This window comes from Halobacillus sp. Marseille-P3879 (genome assembly GCF_900240285.1).
Lineage (GTDB): Bacteria > Bacillota > Bacilli > Bacillales > Halobacillaceae > Halobacillus_A.
On record NZ_OESS01000002.1, the window covers coordinates 988814 to 1014623 of the forward strand.

Consider the following 25810-nt stretch of genomic DNA (forward strand, 5'->3'; position numbering starts at 1 on the left):
TTAATTTTCTTTCTGATAACGAAGAATCGGCTTCCTCGCAGCTGTCGTTTCATCCATGCGGCTGACAATTGTAGTATGAGGGGCTTCCTGAACCTTCTCAGGCTCATTTTTTGCTTCTTCAGCAATCTGAAGCATCGCGTCAACAAAAGCATCCAGCGTTTCTTTTGATTCTGTTTCTGTTGGCTCAGCCATAATTGCTTCTTCTACATTTATCGGAAAATAAATGGTAGGAGGATGGTAGCCAAAATCCAACAGACGTTTAGCTATATCCAGCGTACGAACGCCCAGCTTCTTCTGCAGTCTGCCAGATAGTATAAACTCATGTTTACAATGCCGGTCAAACGGCAGTTCGTACTCGCCTTGCAGTCTGCGCATCATATAGTTTGCATTCAGTACTGCATATTCACTAACCTTCTTCAGCCCTTCAGCTCCCATTGTACGAATATAAGTGTACGCGCGGACATTAATTCCGAAGTTGCCATAATAAGGTTTCACACGACCAATTGATTTTGGCCGGTCATAATCAAATTCATAGCTTTCTTTCCGTTTGGTTAGGATCGGTTTAGGCAGGAAGGGTTCGAATTCTGCTGTGACACCAACCGGACCAGATCCTGGACCTCCCCCGCCATGCGGGCCTGTAAATGTTTTATGCAAATTTAAATGGACGACATCAAAGCCCATATCCCCTGGACGTGCATAACCTAGGATTGCATTCAAATTCGCTCCGTCATAATATAACTTTCCTCCAGCCTCGTGAATAATGGAAGCCATTTCTTCAATATGCTCTTCAAATAAACCGAGCGTATTTGGATTGGTGAGCATTAACGCTGCTGTTTGTTCATCGACCACTCGTTTAAGGTCTTCTAAGTCAACAAGTCCCTGGTCATTGGATTTGACTGTTACTGCTTCAAAACCAGCCACTGTAGCTGACGCAGGGTTTGTCCCGTGGGCGGAATCAGGTACGATGACTTTTGTGCGGTTATAATCACCATTTCCTTCATGGAAGGCACGAATCATCATTAAACCTGTCCATTCCCCGTGAGCACCTGCCGCAGGTTGAAGAGTAACACTGTCCATTCCTGTAATCTCTGCCAAAATCTCCTGTAAGTCATACATAAGCTCAAGAGCACCTTGAACCGTTTCAATCGGCTGAAGAGGATGAATATGACTGAACCCAGTAAGCCTTGCGATATCTTCATTGACTTTAGGGTTATATTTCATCGTACAAGACCCCAGCGGATAAAATCCTGAATCTACTCCATGGTTTCTGGTCGATAATGCGGTGTAATGGCGCATAATCTGCAGTTCGCTTACTTCAGGAAGATCGGGTTCATTCTTTCTTACAAATGCATCGCCTAGTTGTTTATCTATATGAGACTCTGGGACATCAAATTCAGGAAGACTAAATCCTGTACGACTCTCTTGACTAAGTTCAAAAATTAATGGAAAGTCTTGTTTAGCCACAAATATCACCTACCTCTTTAACAAACTGATCTATTTCCTCTTTTGTCCGCACTTCCGTGACAGCTATTAGCATATGGTTTTTCAGCTTCCTATTATCTCTGGATAAATCGTAGCCGCCAATTATCCCTCTTTCCAGCAATTTACGATTTACTGTCTCTATATCATCGTTAAGTTTGACTACCAGCTCGTTGAAGAAAGCTCCACTAAAGGGAATTTCAAAACCTGCACGCTCCAGCTGGTCCTTCATATAGGATGCTTTCTGTATGTTCAACCAGGCCATCCTTTTAAGTCCCTGCTTTCCAAGGGAAGACATGGCTGCTGATGAGGCCAGTGCGTTTAAAGCCTGATTCGAACAAATATTGGAAGTTGCTTTGTCTCGTCTAATGTGCTGTTCCCGAGCCTGCAGCGTCAGCACAAAACCCCTTCTTCCTTCTTCGTCTTTTGTCTGACCAACAAGTCTTCCAGGCACCTTTCGCATTAATTTTTTGGTTGTCGCAAAATAACCACAATGTGGTCCCCCAAATTGAGCAGGTATACCAAACACCTGAGCATCCCCTACAACAATATCCGCCCCAAATTCTCCGGGAGGTGTGAGGTATCCAAGAGCTAATGGGTTACTTGACGTAATCATCATCGTTTTTTTCTGCTGATCCACCAATTCTCTCACTCGATCAAGACGTTCAATTTGACCGAAGAAATTAGGATATTGCAAAACCACGCTTGCTGTATTCTCATCCAGTTCCTTTTCTAACTGATCTAAATCAGTAACGCCATTAACATGTTCAATTTCAACAATTTCAACGCCCGGCCCCTTAGCGTAAGAGTAAATAACTGCAAGAGATTCAGGGTGAATAGCTTTTGAAACAAGAACTTTCTGTTTTTTTGTCTGCCCTGCTGACAGGTTTACTGCTTCTGCTAGCGCAGTCCCTCCATCATACATAGAGGAATTGGCTACATCCATACCCGTTAACTCACAAATCATTGTCTGGAACTCAAAAATTGCCTGCAGCTCCCCTTGCGAGATTTCAGGCTGGTATGGGGTGTATGCCGTATAAAATTCAGAGCGTGATATAACGTGATCAACAATGGAAGGGATGTAGTGATCATATACGCCTGCTCCAAGGAAGCTGGTATGGGATTTAGTATCTACATTACGGTTAGCTAATTGAGTAAGCTCCTTCGTTAACGCATATTCATTTTTTGGAGGTTTAATCTTTAATTCTCCGTTGTATCGTACAGATTCCGGTATATCTGCAAATAATTCATCTGTTGACTTTACGCCAATGGTTGACAGCATTTCTTGTTTATCCTGTTCTGTCATCGGTAAGTATCGAAATTCCATAATGATTTCCTCCAATCTTAACGTTTATAAAAAGGGGTAGGTACAACCTTTGCTTTTAACTTTCTCTTGCGGACTTGCACAGTGACTTCTGTTCCGGGTGTTATATATTCGATTTTTACCAGGGCCAACCCAATGTTCTTACCAAGTGTAGGAGATTGAGTTCCTGTAGTTACAAATCCAATGTTCTCATTTCCATCAAACACTTCATAACCAGTACGGGGAATACCTTTATCAATCATTTCTAAGCCAACAAGCTTTCTGGTTAAACCCTGTTCTTCTTGACGAATTAGAGCTTCTTTGCCGATAAAGTCAGCTTCTTTATTAAGTTTAACGGCAAATTTAAGCCCGGCTTCCAGCGGAGTGATGTCCGGACTTAATTCCTGACCATACAGGGCTAAATTCGCTTCAAAACGCAAGGTATCACGTGCGCCAAGCCCAATCGGCTGAACACCGTGTTCCTGTCCATATTGTAGTATTGCCTGCCATAATTCCGGACCTGCTTCACTCGGGAGATAAATTTCAAATCCATCTTCCCCTGTATATCCTGTGCGTGAAACAATTGCTTCCGCATCCACATCCTTAAATCGTACTCTTTGAGCAAAGTTAAAGAATTTAATATCAGCCAGGCTGGTCTCTGTTAACCCCTGTAACGTCTGTTCAGCAGCAGGACCCTGAAGAGCTAGCTGAACATATTCATCCGAAACATCAGAAATAGTTACTTTCTCTCCAGCATGTTTTTTCAGCCAGTCAACGTCTTTACTGCGGTTTGCTGCATTTATAACCAGCAGATATTTATTTTCCTCCAGCATATAAACAATTAAATCATCAACGGTTCCACCATTTTCATAACACATAATCGTGTACTGGGCTTTACCAGGCTTCAGTTTAGATATATCGTTTGTCAGTAATTTTTGCAGGAAAAATAAGCTGTATTCTCCTTCTACCAATACCTCTCCCATATGAGAAACATCAAACAGACCCGCTTTCTTACGAGTAGCATGATGTTCATCTTTTATACTGGAAAATTGAACGGGTAAATCCCAGCCGCCGAAATCAATTGTTTTGGCCCCAAGTTTTTTATATTCAGGATACAAAGGGGTTCGCTTTAAATCTGCCATTTAACCACTCCTTTTTTTCATAGTTGACATAAAAAAGAGACTCCACCGTATAAAGTAGGAGTCTCTGTCCGTGCACCAGAAAGTTTCGCGTTATTCATTACGCTTGCTTCTTGGGTGGTTTACTCTCTTTAGTAAACTCTCTCCAGAGCTGCGTCCTACAGAGGTCTTCTTTGCCTGAGAGATTCACAATCATTTGCTTGCTCCTTCGGCGCTACATTACGTAGGCTCTCCCCCTGCAGTCATTCGCATTAGTATTTAGTTAGATTGAACGGGACATACTAACCTGTAAAGAATACGATAAACTCTCTCATTTTTTCAGCTTCATTATACCATAGCGATTTGAAACGTACAGATCAGATTTTAAAATTTCAAATAAATCTATAAATCGTACCGGAACAAGGAGGAATTTGATGTGATCACAATACACCCGGACAATACGTTTTTACCAAAACTCTCGCAACGCCTTGAAGAATCGGATTCCCTTTGCAGCTATGAAGAATTTAAGCTCGCTTGGCAGGGACTTAAGCTTCAATCCATTCCTCAGTTTGAGGGTGTACTAGCCTTAAATCAGCTGCCGCACATCCAATTTCTTGAACACCAGATTGATGCCTGTAACAAAGTAGTTCATGAAATGAGCGGAAGAGCGATCCTTGCAGACGAAGTAGGTCTTGGAAAAACACTCGAAGCCGGTTTAATCCTAAAAGAATACATGATTAGGGGAATGGCAAAAAAAGTATTGATCCTCACTCCCGCTTCGTTGGTTAATCAGTGGATGCAGGAACTCAGTGAGAAGTTCTATATTCAAGCAGCCTCTCCGAGAAAAAAACATGCTGACTGGAAGCACTGGGATATAACCGTAACTTCTATAGATATGGCCAAAAGAGAGCAGCACAAAGAGGAAATTCTATCTATTTCTTATGACATGATTATTATTGATGAAGCGCACAAACTGAAAAACCATCAAACGAAAAACTTTCAATTTGTGAAACAATTGAAGAAGACATATTGTCTGTTACTTACAGCGACCCCTATCCAAAATAAATTAAGTGACTTATTTAATTTAGTGTCAATACTTAAACCGGGCTATTTAGGTGATTTAACAGAATTTAAAAAGAAATATAAGAATACATCTCTTGAGGAGGAAGATACCCAGAACCATATTCATTCGCTTTTAGGCAAACTAATGATAAGGAACCTTCGAAAAGACACCGGTCTGGATGCTTCGAAACGTAAAGTCAAAAACATTACTTTGAACTTTAATGAAGAAGAACAGCAGTTCTATGATAAATTAGAAGCTTTAAAAGCAGATCACCCGTCGTTTACATGGTTAACACTAGCCAAAGAGCTTTGTTCTTCCAGAGAAGCATGCTTTATGTCTTTAAAATCACTTAATGAGAAAAATCCTTCTGACCTTTTAAAACAGCTTATGGATAGTATTGCCGAGTTACCCCACCATACAAAAGCCGAAAAAATGGCGGATTTGATTGAAAACTCGGGTGAAAAGTTCATTGTGTTTACAGAGTACCGCGCCTCGCAGTTTTATTTACAATGGTTCCTGCAGCAGAGAGGGATATCCTCTGTTCCTTTCAGCGGAAAATTTAATAAAAGTAAACGAGACTGGATGAAACAGCTTTTTAAAAACAAAGCCCAGGTAATGATTGCTACAGAAGCTGGTGCCGAGGGGATTAATCTTCAATTTTGCCATAACATGATTAACTATGATCTCCCCTGGAACCCAATGCGGCTAGAACAAAGAATCGGAAGAATTCACCGTTTCGGACAAGAAAAAGATGTAAATGTATATAATTTTGCCATTAAAAATACTCTTGAGGATCATATTCTCAGCTTACTTTATGAGAAGATACAACTATTTCAAAATGCCGTAGGTGATTTGGATGCCATTTTAGAGCAGATTCCAGGAGGCAGTTTTGAGAAACACGTTCAATCAATTCTTCAGGAATCGGACTCCCAGGGAGAAATTGATATAAAACTGAAAAATCTGGTCAGTTACGTGGAATATTCGGTTGAAGAAAGGAAGGAATTAGGGTGAACAGTGCAAGCCACTATGAATTTACGAAGACGTTTTTCGAATTAAATGGTTGTGAAATCACGGAAAAGAAACGGGGTCATATGAAAGTAAAACTTACTAAAGAAATGGATGAATCTTTGATGAACCGTCCATTCTATTGGCATTACATGAAAAAAATGAATCGTGAAGGAGATCCACTAAGTTTAACGTTCAAAGATATTCAACTAGGAGAAGAGGAGGAGGGTATTTACCTGCACCCCGGGACCCCGAAGCTGCAGCAGATTTATCAAGTGTCTCTGGAAAAAGGCTATACCACAAGGTTATATGAAAACGTGAATGCAACCGTTCAAAATATTGCTCTTCACCCCTGGTTATGTATGAATGTAAGGCTTACTTTCAGGGGAAAGCAGTCCAAAGACCTGTTACTTTCCCTTGGTTTAAACCTTATTAATGGGGCTCTCATTCATGGAATTATGGAAAAACTGGATAACCTCCCTTTAATGTCCAAAGTCGCTGACTATACATTTCCGATGACACCTTTAATTAAAATAGAGAGCGGTTATCAACGAATACTGGATCATATTGAATCTTATCTCTCAAGCCTTGACACTCACTGGGCAGAAGAGTCTCTTTCACAGCTGCACCACGAAAAAGAACTATTAGAAAGCTTCTATCACTCGCAGGATGTTGATGAAGATCAATACGAAAAGGAGCTTGAGCAGCTCCTTATACGCTACCAGCCCAGGATTCAATTGGAAGTGGCTAACGGCGGTTTACTATATTTAACCAATCAAACGTCCAACAATATGCTCACGAAAAAATCCTAACGACGATTTTTTTTAAGCATCTTTAAAGCGAATGGCAGCAGACCAAACCAATATGCTGAATTTTTTTTCGATTGTTTTGTTTGTTTCTGCTCCTTTTTTTCCTGTTTAGTCATATGCATATGTTTCATCATTTCTTCAGTTAAAAACTGTGCATACTCACTCTTTTTCATAAAGTGATCCCACCTTTACAAGAACTACCTTTATTATGTCCGGCGGATCAGCTTTTTAGACTATGAATAATTTCAGCTACAATCGTGTCTGTATCTTTTTTGTCCACGTTAATAATATGATCAGCAAGACCATGATAAACGGGACGGCGCTTATTAAACCGCTGACGGTTTCCTTCTCGATTACCCGTCCACAGAGGTCGGGTGGAATCATTAGAAAGCCTGTCATCAATTGTATCAAAGGAAGCATCCAGGAAAATAACAGTGCCATTTTTTAATGTTGCTTGATTTTCTCTGGATAAAATGACACCACCTCCTGTTGAAATTACTTTCTTTCCTTGAAATGATTTCAACAGGTTTGTTTCAAGCTCACGAAAATACTCTTCCCCATAGCGTTCAAAAATTTCCGTAATGCTCATCTGCTGATCTTTCTCAATTGTTTCATCCATCTCTATGTATTCCATATTTAAAGCGGTGCTAAGCTCCTTTGCAATTGTAGACTTTCCACTTCCCATATATCCGATTAAAAAAAACATCCAAATCACTCCAGTTTTTAAATTATAAGCAGGAATTTTACCATTTATGTCGAATTAGTATTAAAGACAGAGATTTTGAAATGAGGTGATCCATTAAGGTGAGTCAAATTGCCAGTCAAGCTAAAGAAATACTTTTATCTGCTTTTTCCAAGTCAGCCTCTGATATCCATTTCTCTCCTGACGAGAACACTACAAATATTCATTTCCGCATTTACGGTGAAAGACACTTTTACAAGTCTTTACCAACCCCAACTTACCAGAAGCTGCTCGCATATTTCAAGTTTACTTCTGGAATGGATATCGGGGAAATTACTAAACCCCAAAATGCTTCTCTTCAACACCGAGATCAATTCCAGCTATATCATTTAAGGCTATCCACTCTACCCACTATAAATAATGCGGAAAGCTTAGCCATTCGTATTCTCCCTCCTCAAGACTACGTAAACCTTGCCCGGCTTTTTCTTTTCCCTTATCAAATTCGAATAATTAGAAATTGGATGATTCATAAAAGCGGTATGATTCTTTTCACAGGTTCAACTGGCTGCGGGAAAACGACAACGATCTATTCATTACTCGAAACCATTCTTCAGGAACATTCCATCCAGGCAGTTACATTAGAAGATCCGGTAGAGAAAAACCTAAACAATATTATTCAGGTCCAAATAAACGAAAGAGCAGGTATAACTTATGATGTTGGATTAAAAGCTGCACTCCGCCACGATCCTGACTTAATTATGGTCGGGGAAATTCGAGATGAGGAAACTGCCCGCTTTGCAGTACGTGCAGCTTTAAGCGGTCATCTAATCGTAAGTACGATCCATGCAAAGGATGCGTACGGCACCGTTCAACGATTAAAGGAAATGGGTATTAAAACCGTTGATCTGGAGCAAACGCTTATTGCGATTGCCTCTCAAGAGCTTGTTCGTACGAACCTGACTAACGACGTTCCTAAAAGAGCTGCTATTCTTGAGATCCTCCACAACTCCGCCCTTCAAGCAGCTATCCATAGTATTCCCCCGCAGAATGATTCATCCTTCGTCCCCTTTTCTGCCTTAAGGAGGAAAGCCTATGCTCTCGGCTATTGGAAAAATTAAAAATATGCATCAAAGAAGAAAGAACCCTCCGCTGGCTTTTAAGCATCAAATCACCTTCTTGAGCAGAACGTGCAAACTTCTCGATAAAGGCTACCCGCTCGTCAAGTCTCTGCAGATGATAAGCTGGGATGTTCAGTTTAAAAAAGTAACTATGGAGATCATTTACGAATTAAATCGGGGAAACCCTATCGATATAGCATTTAAAAAAGCTAACTTCTCAAGACAAGTTACATCTTTTCTCTACTTTGCACGTATACATCAGGACCTTCCTGCTTTATTTAGACAATGCAGAGAGCTTTTGCAGCTACAACATACCTATAAACAAAAATTTAAAGAGGCTATGCGCTACCCCATTATACTTCTTATCTTTTTGATCGGATCGTTTAATGTGATCAAACACACCATTCTTCCCAGTTTTAGCATCCTGTTTGAGAGCGGGAATTCTTCCCCCTGGAGCCTTTTAATACTCAAAGGTTCCGATATAGCCTTAACAGTTCTCGGCATCGTATTTATGTTCATCGTACTCATAGCAGGAGGGTTTATATTAACCAATTACAAACGCCCCACTTCACAGAAATTAAAAATATATATTAGAACACCCTTTCTTCGTTCCTATAAAATGTTCACTCTGACATTTCTTTTTGCCACCCATTTAAGTTCACTTCTCACAGCAGGTCTTCCTTTAAAAGATTCGTTGAAAGTGATTTCGGATCAAACAAAATACCCCGAACTGGCTTTTTACAGCAGTCACATTCAAAACCAGTTGAAGGACGGGCAAAGTTTATCGGCATCCATCCATCAATGCGCGTTATTTCGTGAAGAGCTGACCTCTATATTCCATCAAACCAATGATTTACCAACACTCGCATCAGAGCTGCAAATGCTCTCTGAACTATTGATGGACCAATTAAAAGAAAAACTTATGAAAGCAGTACAGCTGATTCAACCAATATTTTTCATAATTGTAGCATGCTTAGTGATCTTGATTTACGCCTCCATTATGCTCCCGTTGTATCAATGGATGGATCAAATTTAAAGGAGTGGGTCTGTTGAACCAAAAAGGATTTACACTAATAGAAATGCTTATTGTTTTACTAATAATATCAGTATTACTAATAATAACAATCCCCAATTTAACCGATAATACAGAATCTATTCGAACTAAAGGATGTGAAGCCCTTGTCTTAACAACAGCCGCTCAAGTTGAATCCTATTACATTGAACACAATGCTTTTCCAGAAGATTTGAGTACTCTAGTAGAAGAAAATTATATTACTCAAACTCAATGCCCAAATGGGGAGGAACTTACTTATAACGCTGAGAATGGTCAAGTTGACAGTCCTTAATAAACAAAGCGGCTATACGCTTACAGAAGTACTTCTTGTGTTAACCGTTTTTTCTATTTCTCTTATTCTGGTCATTCCGCTTCAGAATAATGTAGTAAGAAAAATAGAAACACAGCAATATATGGAACAATTTCAAGAGGATATTTTACTTGCCCAGCAACTAACGATGACTGATCACCCTAATTATTGGATTATGATTCGCCCTGCTCATCGTGATTATTATTTGTACGATTATAAAAATAAGCTCACTATTTATCATAGAAAATTTCCAGACCAATGGAAAATAAATCTACAAAGTCTTACTTCCCCTATACGCTTTAACGCGGCAGGTACGCTGCGAAATCCAGGAACGATGACCATTGTCTCTCCCTATGCAACCTATAAAATTACCTTCCCATTTGGAAAAAGCCGGGTGTCCATTATTGAACAGTAAAGGATTAACGCTTATAGAAGTTATATGCTCATTCAGTGTACTGATGGTTGCGTCTTTATTGATTGTCCCATTACTTACTGATATAAGAAGTGATCAAAAAGCTTTATCAGAAAAAAGAAATGCGGTGATCACATTGCAAAACAAGCTGCACGAATATACAGACTCCCCTATAGCTGCACGCATAGAAAATAATATTGATGGTATTAAATTAACCTTTGAGGTTCAGCAAGGTTACATCGAGGGATGTGCTTCCTGGGAGGACCGCAATAATAAAACAGAGAGGTTATGCCTTTATGCGCCACCATAAAGAACTCGGCTTCACTTTTTTAGAAACAATCATATCTTTAACTGTAGTTACTATCCTGTTAACCCTCAGTATCCCAACTATAGAAATGATGAAAAGCAGCGGTTATTATGAAGAACTGGCAGCGTTTCAATTCTTTACTTTTATTGAGGATGAAATGAATGTCTCCACTAAATTACTCATTTCCAAAGAAAAAATCGTCATAACGGATCTTAATAACAGAAACATTGAAATTGAAAAATACAGAGATAATATTCGGAGAAGAGTAGATGCCCAGGGACACGAACTTTTGATTCACGATATTAAAGCCGTCAGTTTTACTGAAGCCGAAGGTAATTTAAAGATTCAACTAACCACAAAAAACAGAGGTGATTACTATAAGACAATTCCTTTACCCGTTCATATGTAATCAAAAAGGGATTGTATTCCCCTGGGTAGTTATTCTGGTGAACCTAATTATTCTTATTACAATTATGACAAGCAGCCTGTATCAAAATCAAATTCGGTCTACGCAGTCTCTTATTTCTTCTGCTCAACTCCAGAATCTATATTACTATGCTGAGGCTGAGATGCTGAAGATAGAGAAGACCGAGTTGCTTCTTTCAGAAAATACATTTACGCTTCCGAGCGGGGAAGCCAGCATTGACTGCGAGTCATTTAGTGAAGACTCCATAAAATGTACATGGAACATAGAAATTACTACTGGCCAAAATAAAAATTTTAAAAAAATTTATCACTATTAAAACCGATGCTTTTACCTGAACACCGGTTTTACGACTAGTGAGTTGGTCACTGCTTAGAGCAGGCTGCTAAATCTTTAAGCCCTTCTTCACTATAACCAATAACCAGCTTCTTCCCATCCGTCAAAATAGGGCGCTTTAATAGTTTTGGCTTGTTGTGAACAAGCTGCAAAAGTTCATTGACCGTTAAATTTTCGACTTCTAGGTGTAATGACTTAAACTCCTTGCTTCTTTTGGCCAGAATTTCATCAATCCCATTTGTGGTCAGTGATAAGATCTCTTTCAACTCTTTTACTGTGGGAGTTTCTCTAAAAAGGTGACGCTCGTCAAACTGAACACCTTCCGTCAATAACCATTTTTTTGTTCGCCGACAGGATGTACAACTTGGATAGCTGTAGAACTTTACTCCTTTTATTGGAATCACTCCTTTTCCTTTAAAAAATTTGTCGAATTATTGATGACCTTTTAATGTATTACCCTGTTTTAATTTAATAAACCTTATTTGTTCCTTTTTCTAACTTTTTGTTAGAGGCGGTTTAAAATTTTAAATTTGGGAAAGAGTATAAGAGATAAGTATTTGGTTTATTTACATTCTGAATTAGGTCGTTTATAATATGGATGATAGCGTTACGATGATAGATGATAAAGGAGGGGGAAGAAGCATGGATCGCATGTTTCGAGTAATGGCTTTTTGGACTGGGATATTTGCTGTCATGTTTTATACTGGCGACATGATGGAGGCAGCATTCTTGTCACTGGCACAAACAGCCTTTTTCCTTGCAATTGGGTACCTCAAACTGTCTGAACGTATGTACATATACATATTCTTTTCGTACTTGACAGTGTTTATGATTGGTTTTACTTACTATTCTTCATTCATTTTGGTTCCATCATTTGGAGGTCACTAAAAACTGCTGCCCGCTTAAAGGGCAGCAGTTTTTTCTTTACTCCATTTATGAAAAAAATGGGTTCTCCTTCTTTTCCTCTTCCACTGTTGTCGGAAGTCCATGACCCGGATAAATTTTCATATCATTTCGTAAACTAAACAGCTGGGTAGTTATACTGTCTTCCAGGATTTCTCGATCTCCTCCTGGCAGATCTGTCCTTCCTATCCCACGCTGAAACAACGTATCACCTGCTACAGTGAATCGCTGGTTCCGAAAAACAAACGATACACTGCCCGGCGAATGACCTGGTGTGTGGCGAACTTCAAAAGTAAACGGCCCGATCTCAAGAGGACCAGGCTTAAGCTCGTAATCAGCTGGTTCTGCTGTTATCTCACCAATTTGAAAAAGGGCGGAACCGTTCAATGTACTATCCGTTAACCAGTCATGTTCAGCCTGATGGAGGTACACCGGTGCTTGATAGGCTTGACGCGCGTCATCTACTGCACCGATATGATCAAAATGAGCGTGCGTTAAAAGGATCGCAATCACCTCTACCCCTTTCTCCTGAATCAATTGGTCAAGCTTTTGAAAATCCCCGCCTGGATCTACCACTAATGCCTTGTTGTTTTCAGTTATAATATAAGAATTCGTACCCATTAACCCTAAAGGTAATCTTGTAATGTTTAACACTTTATCCACCTCAAAATCATGTATTTAAAATACTTTCCAACTACTCGACAAAACCGTGCGAATACTATAAAATAAATGTGGAATCAAAACGGTACATATAGTATAACATCCAAACTGATCGGGTGATAATAAAGAAAAGGATATTGGAGGGTTTCTAGTGGTAACAGCAATTCTTCTTTTACTCGTAACCATTTTATGTGTATTTGCAGTATTTAGAGAAATTAAGACAAAAAATTTCTTTGCTGTATTATTTGCGGCTGTCTCGGCTCTGCTGTTTGGCTGGTTTTCCGTAATGACAATCTATTCAAATTTGTTTGGCTGATGATAAAAAATCCAGTTGCTCCTGCAACTGGATTTTTTATTAAGATTGGTTGCGAATAGCTTCTTCCGTTTCTAGGAGCTGATCCTGTTCATTAAAGAAGTAACGGTACATCGCTAGAGTAATAAACATGGCACTCAATGAAACAGAAGAGAAAATACTCAATGAAATTACGAGCTGATACTTAATAGCCATGGCTGGTTCCACTCCTCCTAGGATCAATCCTGTCATCATACCGGGAAGCTGTACAAGTCCTATGGTTTTAAGTTGATCCACGTTTGGAATAAGGGCAGCGTTTAATGTTTTCTGCACAATTAATTTCGAAGCTGTTTTCGGCTTTGCTCCTAAAGACAACGCGGCCAGTAACCGCCCATTGTTTTCTTTAAATTCATTTTTCATCCTTTCGAGAGCCAGACCCATTGCGACCATACTATTACCAATCACCATTCCGCTCATCGGAATAACTTCAGAAGGGGTAAACTCTACCATATCAAACAGCAGCCACATGCTGAGTACACCTACTTCAATGACTATTAATCCAAATAATATATACCAAAAAACGTGTGGAAGCTCTTTTCCTTTTAATCTTGCGTGAAAGGTAGCTACAGTGATCATAATAGTGATCATTAAAGGAATACCTATGGCAGCCCTTAAATCGAATAAATACGTCAAAAGATAGCCGATTGCAAAAAGCTGAATAGTTCCCCGGATAGTAGACCATAAAATATTCTTACTGAGACCGAGTTGATAAAAGTAAGATAATGAAAGAGGAATAAACACAAACACAATTAAGAATAACAGCGATTGATTCGAAATCTCCGGCTCCATAAACATTCACTCCCTTTATTCTTCGATAAACCTTGCAAGCTCCTTAGTATCAGGCTTGTCTAACATTTCTGGGATATTACCATCTTCAACTAGCTCACCATTAACGAGAAACAATCCTCTTTGCCCTAAACGGCGAGCCTGGTTTAAATTATGTGTAACCATAATCATCGTTAAACCGTGCTCGTTTATTAAGCTCTCTAAACATTCCTCTATTTCTTCCGCTGTCCTGTAGTCTAAAGCACTCGTCGGTTCATCAAGCAGAAGAACCTCCGGGGAGTTAGCTAATGTACGAGCTAAAGATACTCGTTGTTTTTCCCCGCCGGAAAGCTGTTCCACATCTCTATCTAAATATGAAGAAGGCAGCTGGACATAGCGGAGCAGCTGTTCAGCATGTTCATCCTGCCATTCTCCAAATAAGGCAGGTCCGTATTTAATATTGTCTAATACAGTACCAGGAAATAAATTGGGTTCCTGAAGTACTAACCCTACTCGTTTTCTTAAATCAGTAACTTCCTGTTCAACTATATCCCGACCTCCCAAGAGAATCGTTCCGTTATCAGGACTATGTAAACGGTTGAACAAGTACAGCAGTGTACTTTTCCCTGCTCCTGACGGGCCAAACAGCATAACTTTTTCTTTTTTACTAATGGAAAATGATATATTCTTTAAAGGTCCATAAGTCACATCTTCAAAACGAAACATTAGTTTTCCCCCTTTTCACTCTACGGTTCTTTTTGCGGCACCATTCTTATAATACCCGAGACGTCCATATATAAAAGCAAAAAGTCATTATGAGCATAGTCTCATAATGACTTTCCATTTAATTAAAATCATAAAATCTGAATAGATCCCCGTAGATAATATCGTTTGAATACTGTAGTTCCTGATCCACTTTTTCTCTTACCGGAGCACAGGCTTCTTCTTCCTGATCAATTTCTTCCCCTGTCCCGCGATCATAACAAATACCATCCGTATAAATGTAATCTTCACTCACAAAGCTTCCATCTCGCATTGCCACAAATCCTTTACGGTTATCTGAAAACATATCCGAGCCAAAGGTTAGATCATTTTTATCTTCAATTCCTAAAAGATTTAACAATGTTGGTTTTACATCAATCTGGCCAACGACTTCATCCCGTTTCTCCCCGTCTTCATAACCTGGAATGTGAATCATAAAAGGCACACGCTGAAGCTGCATATGTTGGTAACCATCAATTTCTTTACCAATAAACTCGCCCATCGCCTTATCGTGATATTCACTAATGCCATAGTGATCACCCATTAGAACAATGATCGAATCCTCATATAAGCCGGAAGCTTTCAATTCATCAAAGAAGACCTGTAAAGCTTCATCCGTATATCTGGCGGTTTGAAAGGAATTATTCAACGTTTGTGAACCGGAATCATGTTTATCAATATTTGCCTTCTCTTCTGGTAATTCAAATGGAAAATGGTGAGTTAACGTAATAAATTTACTGTAAAATGGTTGTTCCTGTTCCTCTAAATAAGGAATCGATTGTTTGAAAAATTCTTTATCCTCTAACCCCCACCCAAACGAATTTTCTTCTGTTTCTTCAAATGATTGATCACCGTAGAATTCATCATAACCAATGTTGTCATACATTACGTCTCTATTCCAGAAACTCTTGTTATTGGCATGAAAAACGCTGGTTTCATAATCATTCTGATTTAAAATTTCAGGAAGGGCGTTATATTCATTTTGAGCATGTGTGAAATACACAGCGCCACGATCAAGCGGATATAGTGAATTCTCCACAATAAATTCTGAATCAGATGTTTTACCTTGAGCTGTCTGGTGATAAAAATTCTCGAACCAGATAGTGTCTTCCCTTTCCTTAAGATCATTTAAGAAAGGTGTAGTTTCAGTCCCATTTATTTCAGAATCCAATAAATAATTCTGGAAGGATTCGATACTTACAAATATTACATTTTTGTCCTCCGCAACTCCAAACATATCAGAGGATTCTTTAGATCCCGTTTCTTCCTTCATATAACTTTCAATATCACTGATTTGACTGCTGTCGGCAAACACTCGTTGTGCTTTTGTTTTCGTCTGCATGGTTGCATCATAGATATGGTAGTTGTATATCCCAATATTTTTCACGAGGTATTCACGGTCAAATGCCCTCACAAACAGCATTGGACGTTCAATTTCGGCCAGGACTACGTTCCCTGCAAGGAGAAGGAAAGTAACAGCGGTTGCTGCAATCTTAGAATGCTTGTTAAAATGGGTGGCTGCATACGGTGATTTAATGCTTATCAGCCAAATTAAAACCACATCAATGATTAGCAGGATATCTTCAATATGAATAAGGGTAAGAATACTTGAAGTAAGATCAGCAGCATTATTGCCCTGAAACAAAACAGGGATAGTTATAAAGTCAGTGAAATTACGATAAAATACTAAATTTAAATATAGAATTAACGTGCCCACGACGGCTGTCCAGCGTAGATATCTCATTTGGTTTTTCGGTTTCAGCCACACGCTTATAGCAAATACTAAATAGGCGCTGGCAATTGGATTTAAAAATAAAATAACTTCCTGCATCAAATTTTCAATGGTTAAACCAAACATAAAACGATACATAAAATATGCTTTTACACCAAAGAGAAAAGATGCAATCACAAATAAAGGCAGCCGCAATTTGTTAAATTGCATGATATTTCCCCCTCCACCCTGTTTCTCAGGATGTTTATCTTTTATTAATTTCCATGCTTATGCTTTTCTAAACAATTCCCCCTAATATGACGAATATATTATCATAAAAGTTTCATTGAAAGTAGTATTTGCCATTATATTCTATATTTGCGGACGGAGGAAAGGTAATTTCCACCAGCTTGTTAACCACCCTGTTTCCCATAAAAAAAAGCCAACTTAATGACTTTTTTTAAAGACAGACCAGACATCCAACTTCTATGCTGTTTATTTTAATGATACTGGTTAACCAATGAGGCGCCTCCGATTACCCCTGCATCATTCCCCAATTCGGCAAGCTCAAATGTACACGCTTCGGCTGCTCGAGGGAGAGCATATTTCTTATAAGCCGCTCTTAAAGGATCTAACAGCTGGTTACCAGCTTTTGATACCCCTCCGCCTAATACAATCTTATCTGGGTTAATTGTAACCGTTAAATTAGCCAGAGCCAGCCCTAAAGTATCAATAACCTCATCGAGTACTTTAGCTGCTGTCTCATCCCCGTTATTTGCAGCTTCGAATACATCCTTTGCAGTAATACTGCTCAAGTCAGCCAATTGTGAAGATGAATGATGACCAAGCGCTTCCTTTGCTTTCCTAACAATCGCTGTAGCTGATGTTTCTGTTTCTAAACAGCCTGACCTTCCACAATTACACGGAGCCCCTCCTGCTGTTTTCATCGTCATGTGGCCTATTTCTGCAGCAGTACCATTAGCACCATTCAGAATATCTCCATTTGCAATTATTCCCCCGCCTACTCCGGTACCTAACGTGACGGCAATAAGATTCTCTACACCTCTTCCAGCTCCCAGCCAATTTTCTCCCAGTGCTGCAAGATTCGCATCATTGTCGACCCACACCGGCAATCCTGTTAATTCCTTTAATTCAATACCGAAGTCAAAATGTTTCCAGCCGATGTTAATTGCCTCATTGATATATCCTGTTTTCGTATCAACGAAACCAGGGGCCCCTGCACCAATTCCCAGGATAGAAGATTTATGTATGTTCAGCTCTTTTAACGTATCATTAATCGCTATGTTTATATCTCTGGTAATATTCTTCCCATGTTCACTTGTATCCGTGTGAATTTCCCATTTCTTATAAATTTTACCTTCAGTAGAAATCACCGCCAATTTGATCGTTGTACCACCAATGTCTGCTCCAATACAATATTTTTCACTCATTCTGTAATTACTCCCCTTTTTGTTTATCTCTTAATATAGCTATTTCTGAACGCAGCAGCAAAACAGCCATTGAGTACTCTTCTTTCGTTACACATTGCGCTTCATATAAGGTTTGAATTTCGTCCTCCATTAGTTCTAGTTCTGCAAGACGATCTCCTACGTAAATAAACGTCCCGAATTTCTTTAACAGTTGTTGAACATCGTAGATTGTTTTCATTTTATCACCTCTCTCATTATACCAATCCAACAACGGATTGAAAACGATTAAAGCCCTGACCATTCATTAACGGTCAGGGTCTTTAGGATGAAGGAAAGCGGGTCTTCTATTTTTCAATGGAATAGGGGAGCGGATAAAAATATCACGGAAAGCACGTAAAGAAAATGGAAGGAAAGGCCAGAGGTATGGCGTTTTAAAGGTTTGCATATTAGATAGGTACAAAATCCACAGCGTAACTCCGATGATATAGCCCTTCAAACCAAAGAAACCTGTAATTAATAATAGAGCAATTCTTGATATTCGATCGGCTAACCCTACTTCATAACTAGGTGTCGCAAAGGTTCCAATTGCTGCAATCGATAAATAGAGGACGACTTCAGGAGAGAATAGTCCTACATCTACCGCCACTTGCCCTATGAGAATTGCTGCGACAAGCCCAAGAGCTGTAGCCAGGGAAGAAGGTGTGTGTATAGCTGCCATGCGCAGCATATCGATACCAATTTCCGCGATTAAAAACTGGATAAGAAGAGGAGTTGTTCCTTCTTCCTGAGGACCGATGTAAGCCAAAGCATCAGGCAGTAAATCAGGACGGATAGAAAACAAATAATATAAAGGTAATAAGAAGACAGACATAAATAATGCAACGAATCTTACCCAGCGTAAATACGCACCCACTAAAGGCTTCTGCCTATATTCTTCCGCATGCTGCATATGGTGCCAGAAAGTGGCCGGGGTTATCATTACACTGGGGGATCCATCAATTATGATTAGGACGTGCCCTTCATACAAATGAGCAGCTGCAGTATCAGGCCGTTCAGTATAGCGTATCATCGGATAAGGATTCCAATGCTGACCGCTGATATATTCCTCAATAGTTTTTTCCGCCATAGGCAGAGCGTCCGTATCAATTTCCTTTAATACACGCTGAAGATGTTCAATCCGTTCATCATCCGCAATTTCTTTAATATAACAAAGGCAGATATCTGTTTGCGACCTTCTCCCGATTTGTAAATATTCCATACGTAAGGATCGATCCCTTACCCTTCTTCTTGTCAGGGCAGCGTTAAAGACAATCGTTTCTACAAAACCGTCTCTGGAACCTCTTACCACCCTTTCCAAATCCGGTTCTTCCGGTCCCCGTACTGGATAAGTTCTAGCATCAATCATTATGATCTCGTCGACGCCTTCAACGACAAGCGCTGTAGGCCCAGCCAGCACAGAATCCCCTGCCTTTATTAAATCTTTCTCCTGATCCAATTCCACATATGGGATATGAGTCTTTAATAGTTTTTCTAATGGATCGATACTGAGGTCATTAGGGTCGAGATAGGATAGAACCCTCATTAAATAATGGAGAATTTCATCTTTAACAAAACCATCGACCATGAATAAGGACATTTTTCTGTTCGCATAGACGACGTCCAGGTGGATCAAATCAAAGCTCTCATCTACAGCTAAATATTCTTTAAGAAAGTTTACATTCTGCTCATATTTATCGAACATAGGTTGTTTCTTTTTCATTCTCAGCCCCCCATGTTTCTTATGATGATTAGACTTTACCATTCCAGTGAAAACATACATAAACGCTCGATTATAATAACTTTTAAGCATGTCCTCAGCGCTTTCATCATAGTTCTATAACATAGAGTTATAAAGGGGATGCTGAACATTGAAATACATTTGGTTATCCATCTGCGCTTTTTTAATTTTTCTAATGGTATTTTATTTTTACAACGTATCAAAAGAAGAGACAGTCGTTAAATACTTCCCTATTGCTGAGGATGTGACTTTTGACAAGGCAGAGACCTTACTCTCCTATCAGGAAGGAGAGGGGGATGACGAATATGAGGTAGGCTGGAAGACTTCTTCAAAAAGTACTGAGCCGGTTTATCTTAGGCAGGATGTTTCTTTACTTTACGTAAATGGAAGATTAAAAGGCGTCGTTAATAAATGGAAGGAAAATGAAGCGAAGCTCACTAAACATTCCACGCTTCATGGAGAAGAAACTAAAAAATATGAAGCCATTTCTTTTCACCATGGTGAAGTACATAAAGGAGAGGATGTCATCAATAGTATTCAGGCTACTACATACGATAAATTGTACATTGTAGACTCTCCGCATTCAAAAAGGATGGCGTTTAAAAATGCTGAATCAAAAGAAGAAGAAGAATGGCAGAATAAGCTGGATCACTCCATTCATCAGCAGCTTGAAGTACAGTGGGATGGACTTAAATCTTACTACCAAATTCCTCAAGGACAGTATGAACAAGTTCCCTTAACTGATTTGCACTCATTCAATGAAGAAAACCCTTTTCCCTATACTTCATCCGAGCAATACAATAGAATATCCGGTCAGCTCTGGGAGGGATTGTACAAGAATTATGTACTGGGGATTAAGGATGCAAAATCGAAACACCCTATTCAAAGTTATATCCCTCTCCTTCTCTTCGACAAAAACGGCAAGCATTTAATGGTTTTATATGAAGATGATCAAGGTGAAAAACATCAGCTGATCCAGTATTATTAAATTGCAATTCACTATAATTTCTACTAACTGTAAGAAAATCATGTTAGCCAGGTGATTGGAACGATCAAGCCCTTTTCTTCCCTAAGCAGGGCTTGACCGCATATTTTTTTGCTCTTATATAACTGAAACTCATTCACAAAGAGAAGCCATCTCCTTTGAAGATTCCTATACTGAGCATTACTACCATACAAAATCCATAAAGAATAACAGCAACCAGCTTGTTTCTCTTTAAATGCTGCTGTGAAGGGAGCCCCACCATCATCGAAGCAATAAATCCTCCTGCTAATCCTCCTATATGGGCGCCGTTGTCAATCTGGGGTACAATTAGACCGAACGCAATATTTATCCCGATGATCATCAGCAGGTTATATCCCATGGTCTGAAAAAATAACCGCTTGTTTTTTAAACCGAAATATAATAAAGCACCGAACAAGCCAAATATCGCTCCGGAAGCTCCTGCCGCTATATTCGGATTCAGCATAAAGCTAGCTGATCCCCCAAAAATACCAGCAAGAAAATATATCGTGAGAAATCGAGTGGATCCGTATATTTTTTCAACAGCTGCTCCTAAATAAAACAAAGCCAGCATGTTCATAAGTAAGTGAACAATGCCTATATGAAGAAACATTGAGGTGATAATCCTCCACCATTCTCCTTCAATAATGGCTGGATTATATTTGGCCCCGAATTCAATAAGTGTCGAGGTTGATGTACTCGCTCCATACCTCTCCATCAGAGCAAAAACAATTAAGTTTAATATAATAAACACAAAAGTTATCACAGTTTTTCCATAAGAAAATACTTCTTGAAACTCTTTCTTTCTTCTTTTATGGATCGACATGACCTGCTGTTTTAAATATTGAGATTGTCTCTCATATTCAATTTCTTCAGTTGTGGAATGATAGGGCTGCAATGAGATCTGGAAATGTTTCATAAAGAAAGGGAGTTCTTTATACTTTTCCGCATCATCTAAGAAGTGGACACTCACTTCTTTTACATGTTTAGCTGGTGGATATTCTATACTATCCCATTCGTCAACGGGCGGATATTCTGATATGAAAACACAATGAAGACGAGTACGGCCTCCGGGGAAAACATGTTTATTTCTTGATATGTGATACTGCACATCATCAACTTCCCGTTTCAACTCATTCCTCCAATTAATCTCTTTATGAACGAGCCTCACGACAACTTGTATCCCTCGTTGTTCCTTAGCCAGCCATATCTCGCTGTTTTGAGCATCAATGAAAACTATGTCAAACCTTTGATTCACGGCTAGATCGTAAGATAATCTCCATAAATAAAATTCCTGTTGAATAAACAAAGCCTCCCACCCCTTTTTAAAAGCATACCACGTCCTAAAAAAGGAAAGCGAAAAAAGTGCATGTAAAAAAACTACCTTCAAGCCAGGTAGTTTTATACATGGATGATTCATACTTTGCTCTAGCTGCACTCAAGCTGAAAAGGTTACTTAAAAAGATTTCCGATCAGTTTTTTCCTTACAAAAGGAAGCTTCATCATAAAGCGAACACTAAATTTTCTTAGAATGGGTACTGAAGCGACAAATGGGATAAGCTTATTTCTTTGGATAAAGAGAACAGCTCCTAAAGGGAGAAGTAGCAGAGAAAGGATTACACTTTTGTTGTTCATCGTGGAAACCTCCTGATGTATTTGGTTCCCTCTAGTTTTTGTCTATTCGAGTTCAGTTATTCTAATTAGAGAATGTATTTATAATTTCATTTTCTATCATTAACTGCTGAACAGGTTCGTCAAACGTTTCAACAGGAATGGATTTAATCAACTGTTCTTTCGATAACATAGAAGCTGTCCTGCCTTGATAGTCCACCAGGTATCGATCGTAGAAACCACCGCCGTATCCAATTCGGTACCCTTGACGATCAAATAACAGCCCAGGTACTAAAATAAAATCGATGTCGTTTTTTAATACAGGGGTTGTTTTTGAGGGAGAAGGCTCCTTTAAACCATAAAAAACAGTTTCCAACTGATTGAAGTCTGTTAAGTGATAGAACGTCATCTTTTTACTTCTTGGATCGCATTTGGGAACAAATACTTTTTTCTTCTCTTCCCAGGCATGCTTAATGATTGGGTATGTACTCCATTCACCTGGTAAAGAAACCGTAGTCGCAATTGAACCGGACTGCTTAAAAGCAGCAGAGTTAAAAAGCTGTTGATGCAGCTTCTCTTCGATTAATCGCTTCTTGTTATTTGAAAAAGATTTTAGAATCAGTTTACCTTGCTCTCTCAATAATTGTTTTTTCATATAATCATCCCTATAAAAAAACAGCAGAGTATAATACTCCGCTGCTTATTTAGTCTCACGATGAAGCGTATGCTTCCCAACACGCGGGCTGTATTTTTTAAGCTCGATGCGTTCAGGGTTAGTACGCTTGTTTTTTGTAGTAATATAATTGCGGTCACCGGTCTCAGTGCAAGCAAGTGTGATATTTACACGCATGGTTTATCCCTCCAAATCAAGATTCAATTCACTGTCTTTATCCACATAATCAGACTTTATAATCGTACCAAAACTTCTGTCCGCTTTCAAGTGTGGGAATATAAATAGACGAAATAGATCATGGATATCTTCAATTAAATATGGTATAACTGTACGTGGAAAGTGAGGAATGCAACAAAATGATACCTACATTATTTACATTAGCAGCTGTTAGTGTGGTCCTATTCATCGCTTCATTTTTTATGAATGATCGGTTAAAGGATATGGAAGATCAAGTCGAGCAATTGTCCATTCAAGTCATGCAGGATACATATCAAGTTAAGAAGAAGCTTAACGTCTTAGAAGAAGAGCTGTTAACTGGTGATTCCCCTAGACAAATGATAAAACATACGCGTTCTGCTTCATCGCAAGGATCTACACTTGCCCAGACTATTAAGAGCATGTATCAGGGAGGCTATTCACCTGAGCGGATTGCCAAAGAAACAAATATGAATGTTCATGAAATCAAGTCCATTGTACATAATTACTCTTCTAAAGGTGTTACACAATGAAACAGGCCATTCGATTTTTTTCATTAGGAATAATAGTAGCAACCATTACCATTGGTACTGCTTATTGGCTGGGACTGAATGAATCATCTGAAAGTTCAACTACTATGGCTGAGAAAGATATGATCCAAGAGATAGAGAAAAGCAATTATTATGTACTTACCGAAGAAGAACTTCAGGAGCAGATTAATAATGCGCTGGCTGCAAAGAAAGATAGCGAAGACAAAGAGAGTTCAAAAGAAACCGAAAATAAAGAACCTGCTGAAGAAGAAACTGATGAACAATCAAATGAAGATGAACCAGTTCCCTATACTTTGGTTATAGAAGAAGGCGTTAGTTCAACAGAAATCAGCCAGATATTGGAGCAGGAAGGGATCATTGATAATGCTGATTCCTTTGAAACGTATATGGCTGACCGTAACTTAACTCAATATATACAAATCGGTGAATTTGAATTAAACCAAAGTATGAATAGAGATGAAGTTGCTGATGCCATCACTCAGTAATTGAATGAAAAATGACCCCTTCCATAAAAGGGGCCTTTTTTTATTCATTTAAATCGTAAGAGACTCCTTTTACAAGGTAAAGAATGCTCTCCCCTATATTTGTAAGATGATCAGCAAACCGTTCAATGTATCTTGCTGTATAGGCTGTCTGCATAATATATTGAATTTGATCCGGGTTGTTTGCCGTTAGCTCTAACAAATCTTTCGTGACTTGGCCATATAATTCGTCTACTTTATCATCTTTCTCAGCAAGTAATTTAGCAAAGGATATATCCTCGTTATGGTAGCCTTTGGTAGCAATATCAACCATAGACACCGCGTTTTCCATCATTTTCCTAATCGTAGGATGAACCGAAATGGGGTGGTCGTCCCCCAGAAAGAGAGTAGCTTTTGCAATATTTTTTCCATGGTCCGCCATTCTTTCTAAATCACTGGATATTTTAATAGCGGCAATTAATCTTCTTAAATCCGAGGCGACAGGCTGTTGTTTAGCAATCATAATCAAAGCAGAGTCGTTAATATGCTGTTCTTTTTCATTATAAACGTGATCTTCATCGATGATACGTTGTGCTGTTTTAAGATCACTATTGTATAATGCATCAACAGAGGTGCTCAGCACATTTTTAGTATCTTCCGCTAAACCTTCTACTTCAAGCTTTAACTGTTGCAGCTCTTCATTAAAAAAACGACGTGTTGTCATAATTAGGTTCCCCCTCTTGATTATCCAAATCTTCCGCTAATATAATCTTCGGTGCGTCTATCTTTAGGATTAGAAAAGATCTGATCTGTTTTGTCATACTCAATAATTTCCCCATTTAAGAAGAAAGCCGTACGATCAGAAATACGTGAGGCCTGCTGCATGTTGTGAGTCACAACTACTATCGTGTAATGTTCTTTCAGCTGCTGGATTAATTCTTCAACTCTCAGTGTAGAAATAGGATCCAGTGCTGAAGTTGGTTCATCCATCAACACAACATCAGGCTCGTTAGCAATCGCCCGGGCGATACAGATCCTTTGCTGCTGTCCACCCGATAAGCCCATTGCATTAGCATTTAATCGATCTTTCACTTCATCCCAAATTGCAGCTCGCTTTAAGCTTTTCTCCACCATCTCGTCTAAAACAGCTTTTTTACGAATCCCCTTAACTCTTGCACCAAATGCAACATTGTCATATATAGATTTAGGAAAAGGATTTGGGTGTTGAAAAACCATTCCCACTTTCGTCCGGAGTTCTTCTGGGTGATAATTGGCGTTTAAAATATCATCTCCATTATACTTAATTTCCCCTGCTACTTTTACACCAGGCACCATTTCAACCATGCGATTCAAGGCTTTTAAGAATGTAGATTTTCCACACCCTGAAGGACCAATAATAGCTGTGACCTGATTAGAAGGAATATCCATCTTTACTTCATGTAAAGCTTGAGAACTGCCATACCATAAATTTAAATTTTCTACCTGATAAGAGTGTTTCTCCATTTGAACTCATCCTTTTATAAGAAAAGTATCTCT

At 39.0% G+C, this 25810-nt stretch carries 33 protein-coding genes and 1 riboswitch; of the genes, 14 read left to right on the forward strand and 19 right to left on the reverse strand.

What is annotated here, in order from left to right:
* The 3 genes from gcvPB to gcvT are packed head-to-tail and all read right to left on the reverse strand — an operon-like array spanning nucleotide 1 to nucleotide 3924.
* Nucleotides 1-1464 (reverse strand): aminomethyl-transferring glycine dehydrogenase subunit GcvPB, encoded by a 1464-nt coding sequence (gcvPB, locus tag C1A12_RS12870; protein ID WP_101844268.1) that lies wholly within the window; start codon nucleotides 1462-1464, stop codon nucleotides 1-3.
* Complete coding sequence (gcvPA, locus tag C1A12_RS12875; RefSeq protein WP_101844269.1) at nucleotides 1457-2806, reverse strand: aminomethyl-transferring glycine dehydrogenase subunit GcvPA; 1350 nt, start codon at nucleotides 2804-2806, stop codon at nucleotides 1457-1459. The genes gcvPB and gcvPA overlap by 8 nt, the downstream gene beginning before the upstream one ends.
* A gap of 17 nt (nucleotides 2807-2823) precedes the next feature.
* Nucleotides 2824-3924, reverse strand: coding sequence for a glycine cleavage system aminomethyltransferase GcvT (gene gcvT / locus C1A12_RS12880; RefSeq protein ID WP_101844270.1), 1101 nt, complete (start codon nucleotides 3922-3924; stop codon nucleotides 2824-2826).
* Between the two features lie 151 nt (nucleotides 3925-4075).
* Nucleotides 4076-4167, reverse strand: a riboswitch (glycine riboswitch).
* A 169-nt stretch (nucleotides 4168-4336) separates the two neighbouring features.
* Here gcvT and C1A12_RS12885 point away from each other — a divergent pair.
* A complete protein-coding gene (locus C1A12_RS12885) occupies nucleotides 4337-5974 on the forward strand; it encodes a DEAD/DEAH box helicase (RefSeq protein ID WP_101844271.1) in 1638 nt (545 codons plus the stop codon).
* Complete coding sequence (locus C1A12_RS12890; protein WP_101844272.1) at nucleotides 5971-6780, forward strand: YqhG family protein; 810 nt, start codon at nucleotides 5971-5973, stop codon at nucleotides 6778-6780. Before C1A12_RS12885 ends, C1A12_RS12890 begins: the two co-directional genes overlap by 4 nt.
* On the opposite strand, the gene C1A12_RS12895 is transcribed toward C1A12_RS12890, so the two are convergent.
* Nucleotides 6777-6950, reverse strand: coding sequence for a YqzE family protein (locus C1A12_RS12895; RefSeq protein ID WP_101844273.1), 174 nt, complete (start codon nucleotides 6948-6950; stop codon nucleotides 6777-6779). The two genes, C1A12_RS12890 and C1A12_RS12895, sit on opposite strands and share 4 nt — an antisense overlap.
* A gap of 47 nt (nucleotides 6951-6997) precedes the next feature.
* The gene (locus C1A12_RS12900) at nucleotides 6998-7483 is read right to left on the reverse strand and encodes a shikimate kinase (RefSeq protein WP_101844274.1); all 486 of its coding nucleotides are present in this window, start codon (nucleotides 7481-7483) and stop codon (nucleotides 6998-7000) included.
* Nucleotides 7484-7581: 98 nt separating this feature from the next.
* On the opposite strand from C1A12_RS12900, the gene comGA reads away from it, so the two are divergent.
* From comGA to C1A12_RS12935, 7 genes are read left to right on the forward strand one after another with little or no spacing between them, the layout of a single operon-like run.
* Complete coding sequence (comGA, locus tag C1A12_RS12905; protein ID WP_101844275.1) at nucleotides 7582-8577, forward strand: competence type IV pilus ATPase ComGA; 996 nt, start codon at nucleotides 7582-7584, stop codon at nucleotides 8575-8577.
* A complete protein-coding gene (gene comGB, locus C1A12_RS12910; protein ID WP_101844276.1) occupies nucleotides 8552-9613 on the forward strand; it encodes a competence type IV pilus assembly protein ComGB in 1062 nt (353 codons plus the stop codon). The genes comGA and comGB overlap by 26 nt, the downstream gene beginning before the upstream one ends.
* A gap of 4 nt (nucleotides 9614-9617) precedes the next feature.
* Nucleotides 9618-9923, forward strand: a complete 306-nt coding sequence (comGC, locus tag C1A12_RS12915) for a competence type IV pilus major pilin ComGC (RefSeq protein WP_306417007.1) — start codon at nucleotides 9618-9620, stop codon at nucleotides 9921-9923.
* Nucleotides 9910-10356 (forward strand): competence type IV pilus minor pilin ComGD, encoded by a 447-nt coding sequence (gene comGD, locus C1A12_RS12920; RefSeq protein WP_159462191.1) that lies wholly within the window; start codon nucleotides 9910-9912, stop codon nucleotides 10354-10356. Before comGC ends, comGD begins: the two co-directional genes overlap by 14 nt.
* On the forward strand, nucleotides 10346-10663 hold the full coding sequence (locus tag C1A12_RS12925; protein WP_101844278.1) for a type II secretion system protein: 318 nt from the start codon (nucleotides 10346-10348) through the stop codon (nucleotides 10661-10663). The genes comGD and C1A12_RS12925 overlap by 11 nt, the downstream gene beginning before the upstream one ends.
* Nucleotides 10650-11069 carry a competence type IV pilus minor pilin ComGF gene (locus C1A12_RS12930; RefSeq protein WP_101844279.1) on the forward strand — a complete coding sequence of 140 codons (420 nt, stop codon included), beginning with the start codon at nucleotides 10650-10652 and terminating at the stop codon, nucleotides 11067-11069. Before C1A12_RS12925 ends, C1A12_RS12930 begins: the two co-directional genes overlap by 14 nt.
* Nucleotides 11070-11106: 37 nt before the next feature.
* Nucleotides 11107-11403, forward strand: coding sequence for a hypothetical protein (locus tag C1A12_RS12935; protein WP_101844280.1), 297 nt, complete (start codon nucleotides 11107-11109; stop codon nucleotides 11401-11403).
* Between the two features lie 46 nt (nucleotides 11404-11449).
* On the opposite strand, the gene C1A12_RS12940 is transcribed toward C1A12_RS12935, so the two are convergent.
* The gene (locus C1A12_RS12940; protein WP_101844919.1) at nucleotides 11450-11815 is read right to left on the reverse strand and encodes a Spx/MgsR family RNA polymerase-binding regulatory protein; all 366 of its coding nucleotides are present in this window, start codon (nucleotides 11813-11815) and stop codon (nucleotides 11450-11452) included.
* A gap of 247 nt (nucleotides 11816-12062) precedes the next feature.
* Between C1A12_RS12940 and C1A12_RS12945 the strand changes: the two genes are divergently transcribed.
* Nucleotides 12063-12308, forward strand: coding sequence for a DUF2626 domain-containing protein (locus tag C1A12_RS12945; RefSeq protein ID WP_101844281.1), 246 nt, complete (start codon nucleotides 12063-12065; stop codon nucleotides 12306-12308).
* Nucleotides 12309-12353: 45 nt separating this feature from the next.
* Here C1A12_RS12945 and C1A12_RS12950 read toward each other — a convergent pair whose 3' ends face one another.
* Nucleotides 12354-12977 carry an MBL fold metallo-hydrolase gene (locus tag C1A12_RS12950; protein WP_200816590.1) on the reverse strand — a complete coding sequence of 208 codons (624 nt, stop codon included), beginning with the start codon at nucleotides 12975-12977 and terminating at the stop codon, nucleotides 12354-12356.
* Between the two features lie 157 nt (nucleotides 12978-13134).
* On the opposite strand from C1A12_RS12950, the gene C1A12_RS12955 reads away from it, so the two are divergent.
* Nucleotides 13135-13299: a DUF2759 family protein gene (locus C1A12_RS12955; RefSeq protein ID WP_101844282.1), complete on the forward strand. Its 165-nt coding sequence runs from the start codon at nucleotides 13135-13137 to the stop codon at nucleotides 13297-13299.
* Between the two features lie 39 nt (nucleotides 13300-13338).
* Here the strand turns inward: C1A12_RS12955 and fetB are convergent, their stop codons facing one another.
* The 6 genes from fetB to C1A12_RS12985 form a co-directional block, all read right to left on the reverse strand.
* The gene (fetB, locus tag C1A12_RS12960; protein ID WP_101844283.1) at nucleotides 13339-14124 is read right to left on the reverse strand and encodes an iron export ABC transporter permease subunit FetB; all 786 of its coding nucleotides are present in this window, start codon (nucleotides 14122-14124) and stop codon (nucleotides 13339-13341) included.
* A gap of 15 nt (nucleotides 14125-14139) precedes the next feature.
* A complete protein-coding gene (locus C1A12_RS12965; RefSeq protein WP_101844284.1) occupies nucleotides 14140-14826 on the reverse strand; it encodes a phosphate ABC transporter ATP-binding protein in 687 nt (228 codons plus the stop codon).
* A 118-nt stretch (nucleotides 14827-14944) separates the two neighbouring features.
* Nucleotides 14945-16804, reverse strand: a complete 1860-nt coding sequence (locus tag C1A12_RS12970) for an LTA synthase family protein (RefSeq protein WP_101844285.1) — start codon at nucleotides 16802-16804, stop codon at nucleotides 14945-14947.
* Between the two features lie 269 nt (nucleotides 16805-17073).
* Nucleotides 17074-18024, reverse strand: coding sequence for an ROK family glucokinase (locus C1A12_RS12975; RefSeq protein WP_101844286.1), 951 nt, complete (start codon nucleotides 18022-18024; stop codon nucleotides 17074-17076).
* Between the two features lie 7 nt (nucleotides 18025-18031).
* Nucleotides 18032-18241, reverse strand: coding sequence for a YqgQ family protein (locus tag C1A12_RS12980; RefSeq protein ID WP_101844287.1), 210 nt, complete (start codon nucleotides 18239-18241; stop codon nucleotides 18032-18034).
* A 66-nt stretch (nucleotides 18242-18307) separates the two neighbouring features.
* Nucleotides 18308-19762, reverse strand: a complete 1455-nt coding sequence (locus tag C1A12_RS12985; protein ID WP_200816591.1) for a spore germination protein — start codon at nucleotides 19760-19762, stop codon at nucleotides 18308-18310.
* A 148-nt stretch (nucleotides 19763-19910) separates the two neighbouring features.
* Here C1A12_RS12985 and C1A12_RS12990 point away from each other — a divergent pair, with 148 nt between their 5' ends.
* On the forward strand, nucleotides 19911-20768 hold the full coding sequence (locus tag C1A12_RS12990) for a hypothetical protein (RefSeq protein WP_101844288.1): 858 nt from the start codon (nucleotides 19911-19913) through the stop codon (nucleotides 20766-20768).
* Nucleotides 20769-20901: 133 nt separating this feature from the next.
* Here the strand turns inward: C1A12_RS12990 and C1A12_RS12995 are convergent, their stop codons facing one another.
* From C1A12_RS12995 to rpmG, 4 genes are all read right to left on the reverse strand, one after another.
* Nucleotides 20902-22092, reverse strand: a complete 1191-nt coding sequence (locus C1A12_RS12995) for a rhomboid family intramembrane serine protease (RefSeq protein ID WP_159462192.1) — start codon at nucleotides 22090-22092, stop codon at nucleotides 20902-20904.
* 143 nt (nucleotides 22093-22235) lie between these two features.
* Nucleotides 22236-22418 carry a hypothetical protein gene (locus C1A12_RS13000; protein WP_101844290.1) on the reverse strand — a complete coding sequence of 61 codons (183 nt, stop codon included), beginning with the start codon at nucleotides 22416-22418 and terminating at the stop codon, nucleotides 22236-22238.
* Between the two features lie 61 nt (nucleotides 22419-22479).
* Nucleotides 22480-23049: a 5-formyltetrahydrofolate cyclo-ligase gene (locus C1A12_RS13005; RefSeq protein ID WP_101844291.1), complete on the reverse strand. Its 570-nt coding sequence runs from the start codon at nucleotides 23047-23049 to the stop codon at nucleotides 22480-22482.
* A 45-nt stretch (nucleotides 23050-23094) separates the two neighbouring features.
* The gene (gene rpmG / locus C1A12_RS13010) at nucleotides 23095-23244 is read right to left on the reverse strand and encodes a 50S ribosomal protein L33 (protein ID WP_101844292.1); all 150 of its coding nucleotides are present in this window, start codon (nucleotides 23242-23244) and stop codon (nucleotides 23095-23097) included.
* 179 nt (nucleotides 23245-23423) lie between these two features.
* On the opposite strand from rpmG, the gene C1A12_RS13015 reads away from it, so the two are divergent.
* Nucleotides 23424-23795, forward strand: a complete 372-nt coding sequence (locus C1A12_RS13015) for a hypothetical protein (protein WP_101844293.1) — start codon at nucleotides 23424-23426, stop codon at nucleotides 23793-23795.
* Nucleotides 23792-24298 (forward strand): endolytic transglycosylase MltG, encoded by a 507-nt coding sequence (locus C1A12_RS13020; protein ID WP_101844294.1) that lies wholly within the window; start codon nucleotides 23792-23794, stop codon nucleotides 24296-24298. Before C1A12_RS13015 ends, C1A12_RS13020 begins: the two co-directional genes overlap by 4 nt.
* 40 nt (nucleotides 24299-24338) lie before the next feature.
* Here the strand turns inward: C1A12_RS13020 and phoU are convergent, their stop codons facing one another.
* Together phoU and pstB are read right to left on the reverse strand one after the other, a co-directional pair.
* Nucleotides 24339-24998 carry a phosphate signaling complex protein PhoU gene (gene phoU / locus C1A12_RS13025; protein WP_101844295.1) on the reverse strand — a complete coding sequence of 220 codons (660 nt, stop codon included), beginning with the start codon at nucleotides 24996-24998 and terminating at the stop codon, nucleotides 24339-24341.
* 20 nt (nucleotides 24999-25018) lie between these two features.
* Nucleotides 25019-25777 (reverse strand): phosphate ABC transporter ATP-binding protein PstB, encoded by a 759-nt coding sequence (gene pstB, locus C1A12_RS13030; protein WP_101844296.1) that lies wholly within the window; start codon nucleotides 25775-25777, stop codon nucleotides 25019-25021.
* Nucleotides 25778-25810 lie beyond the last annotated feature (33 nt).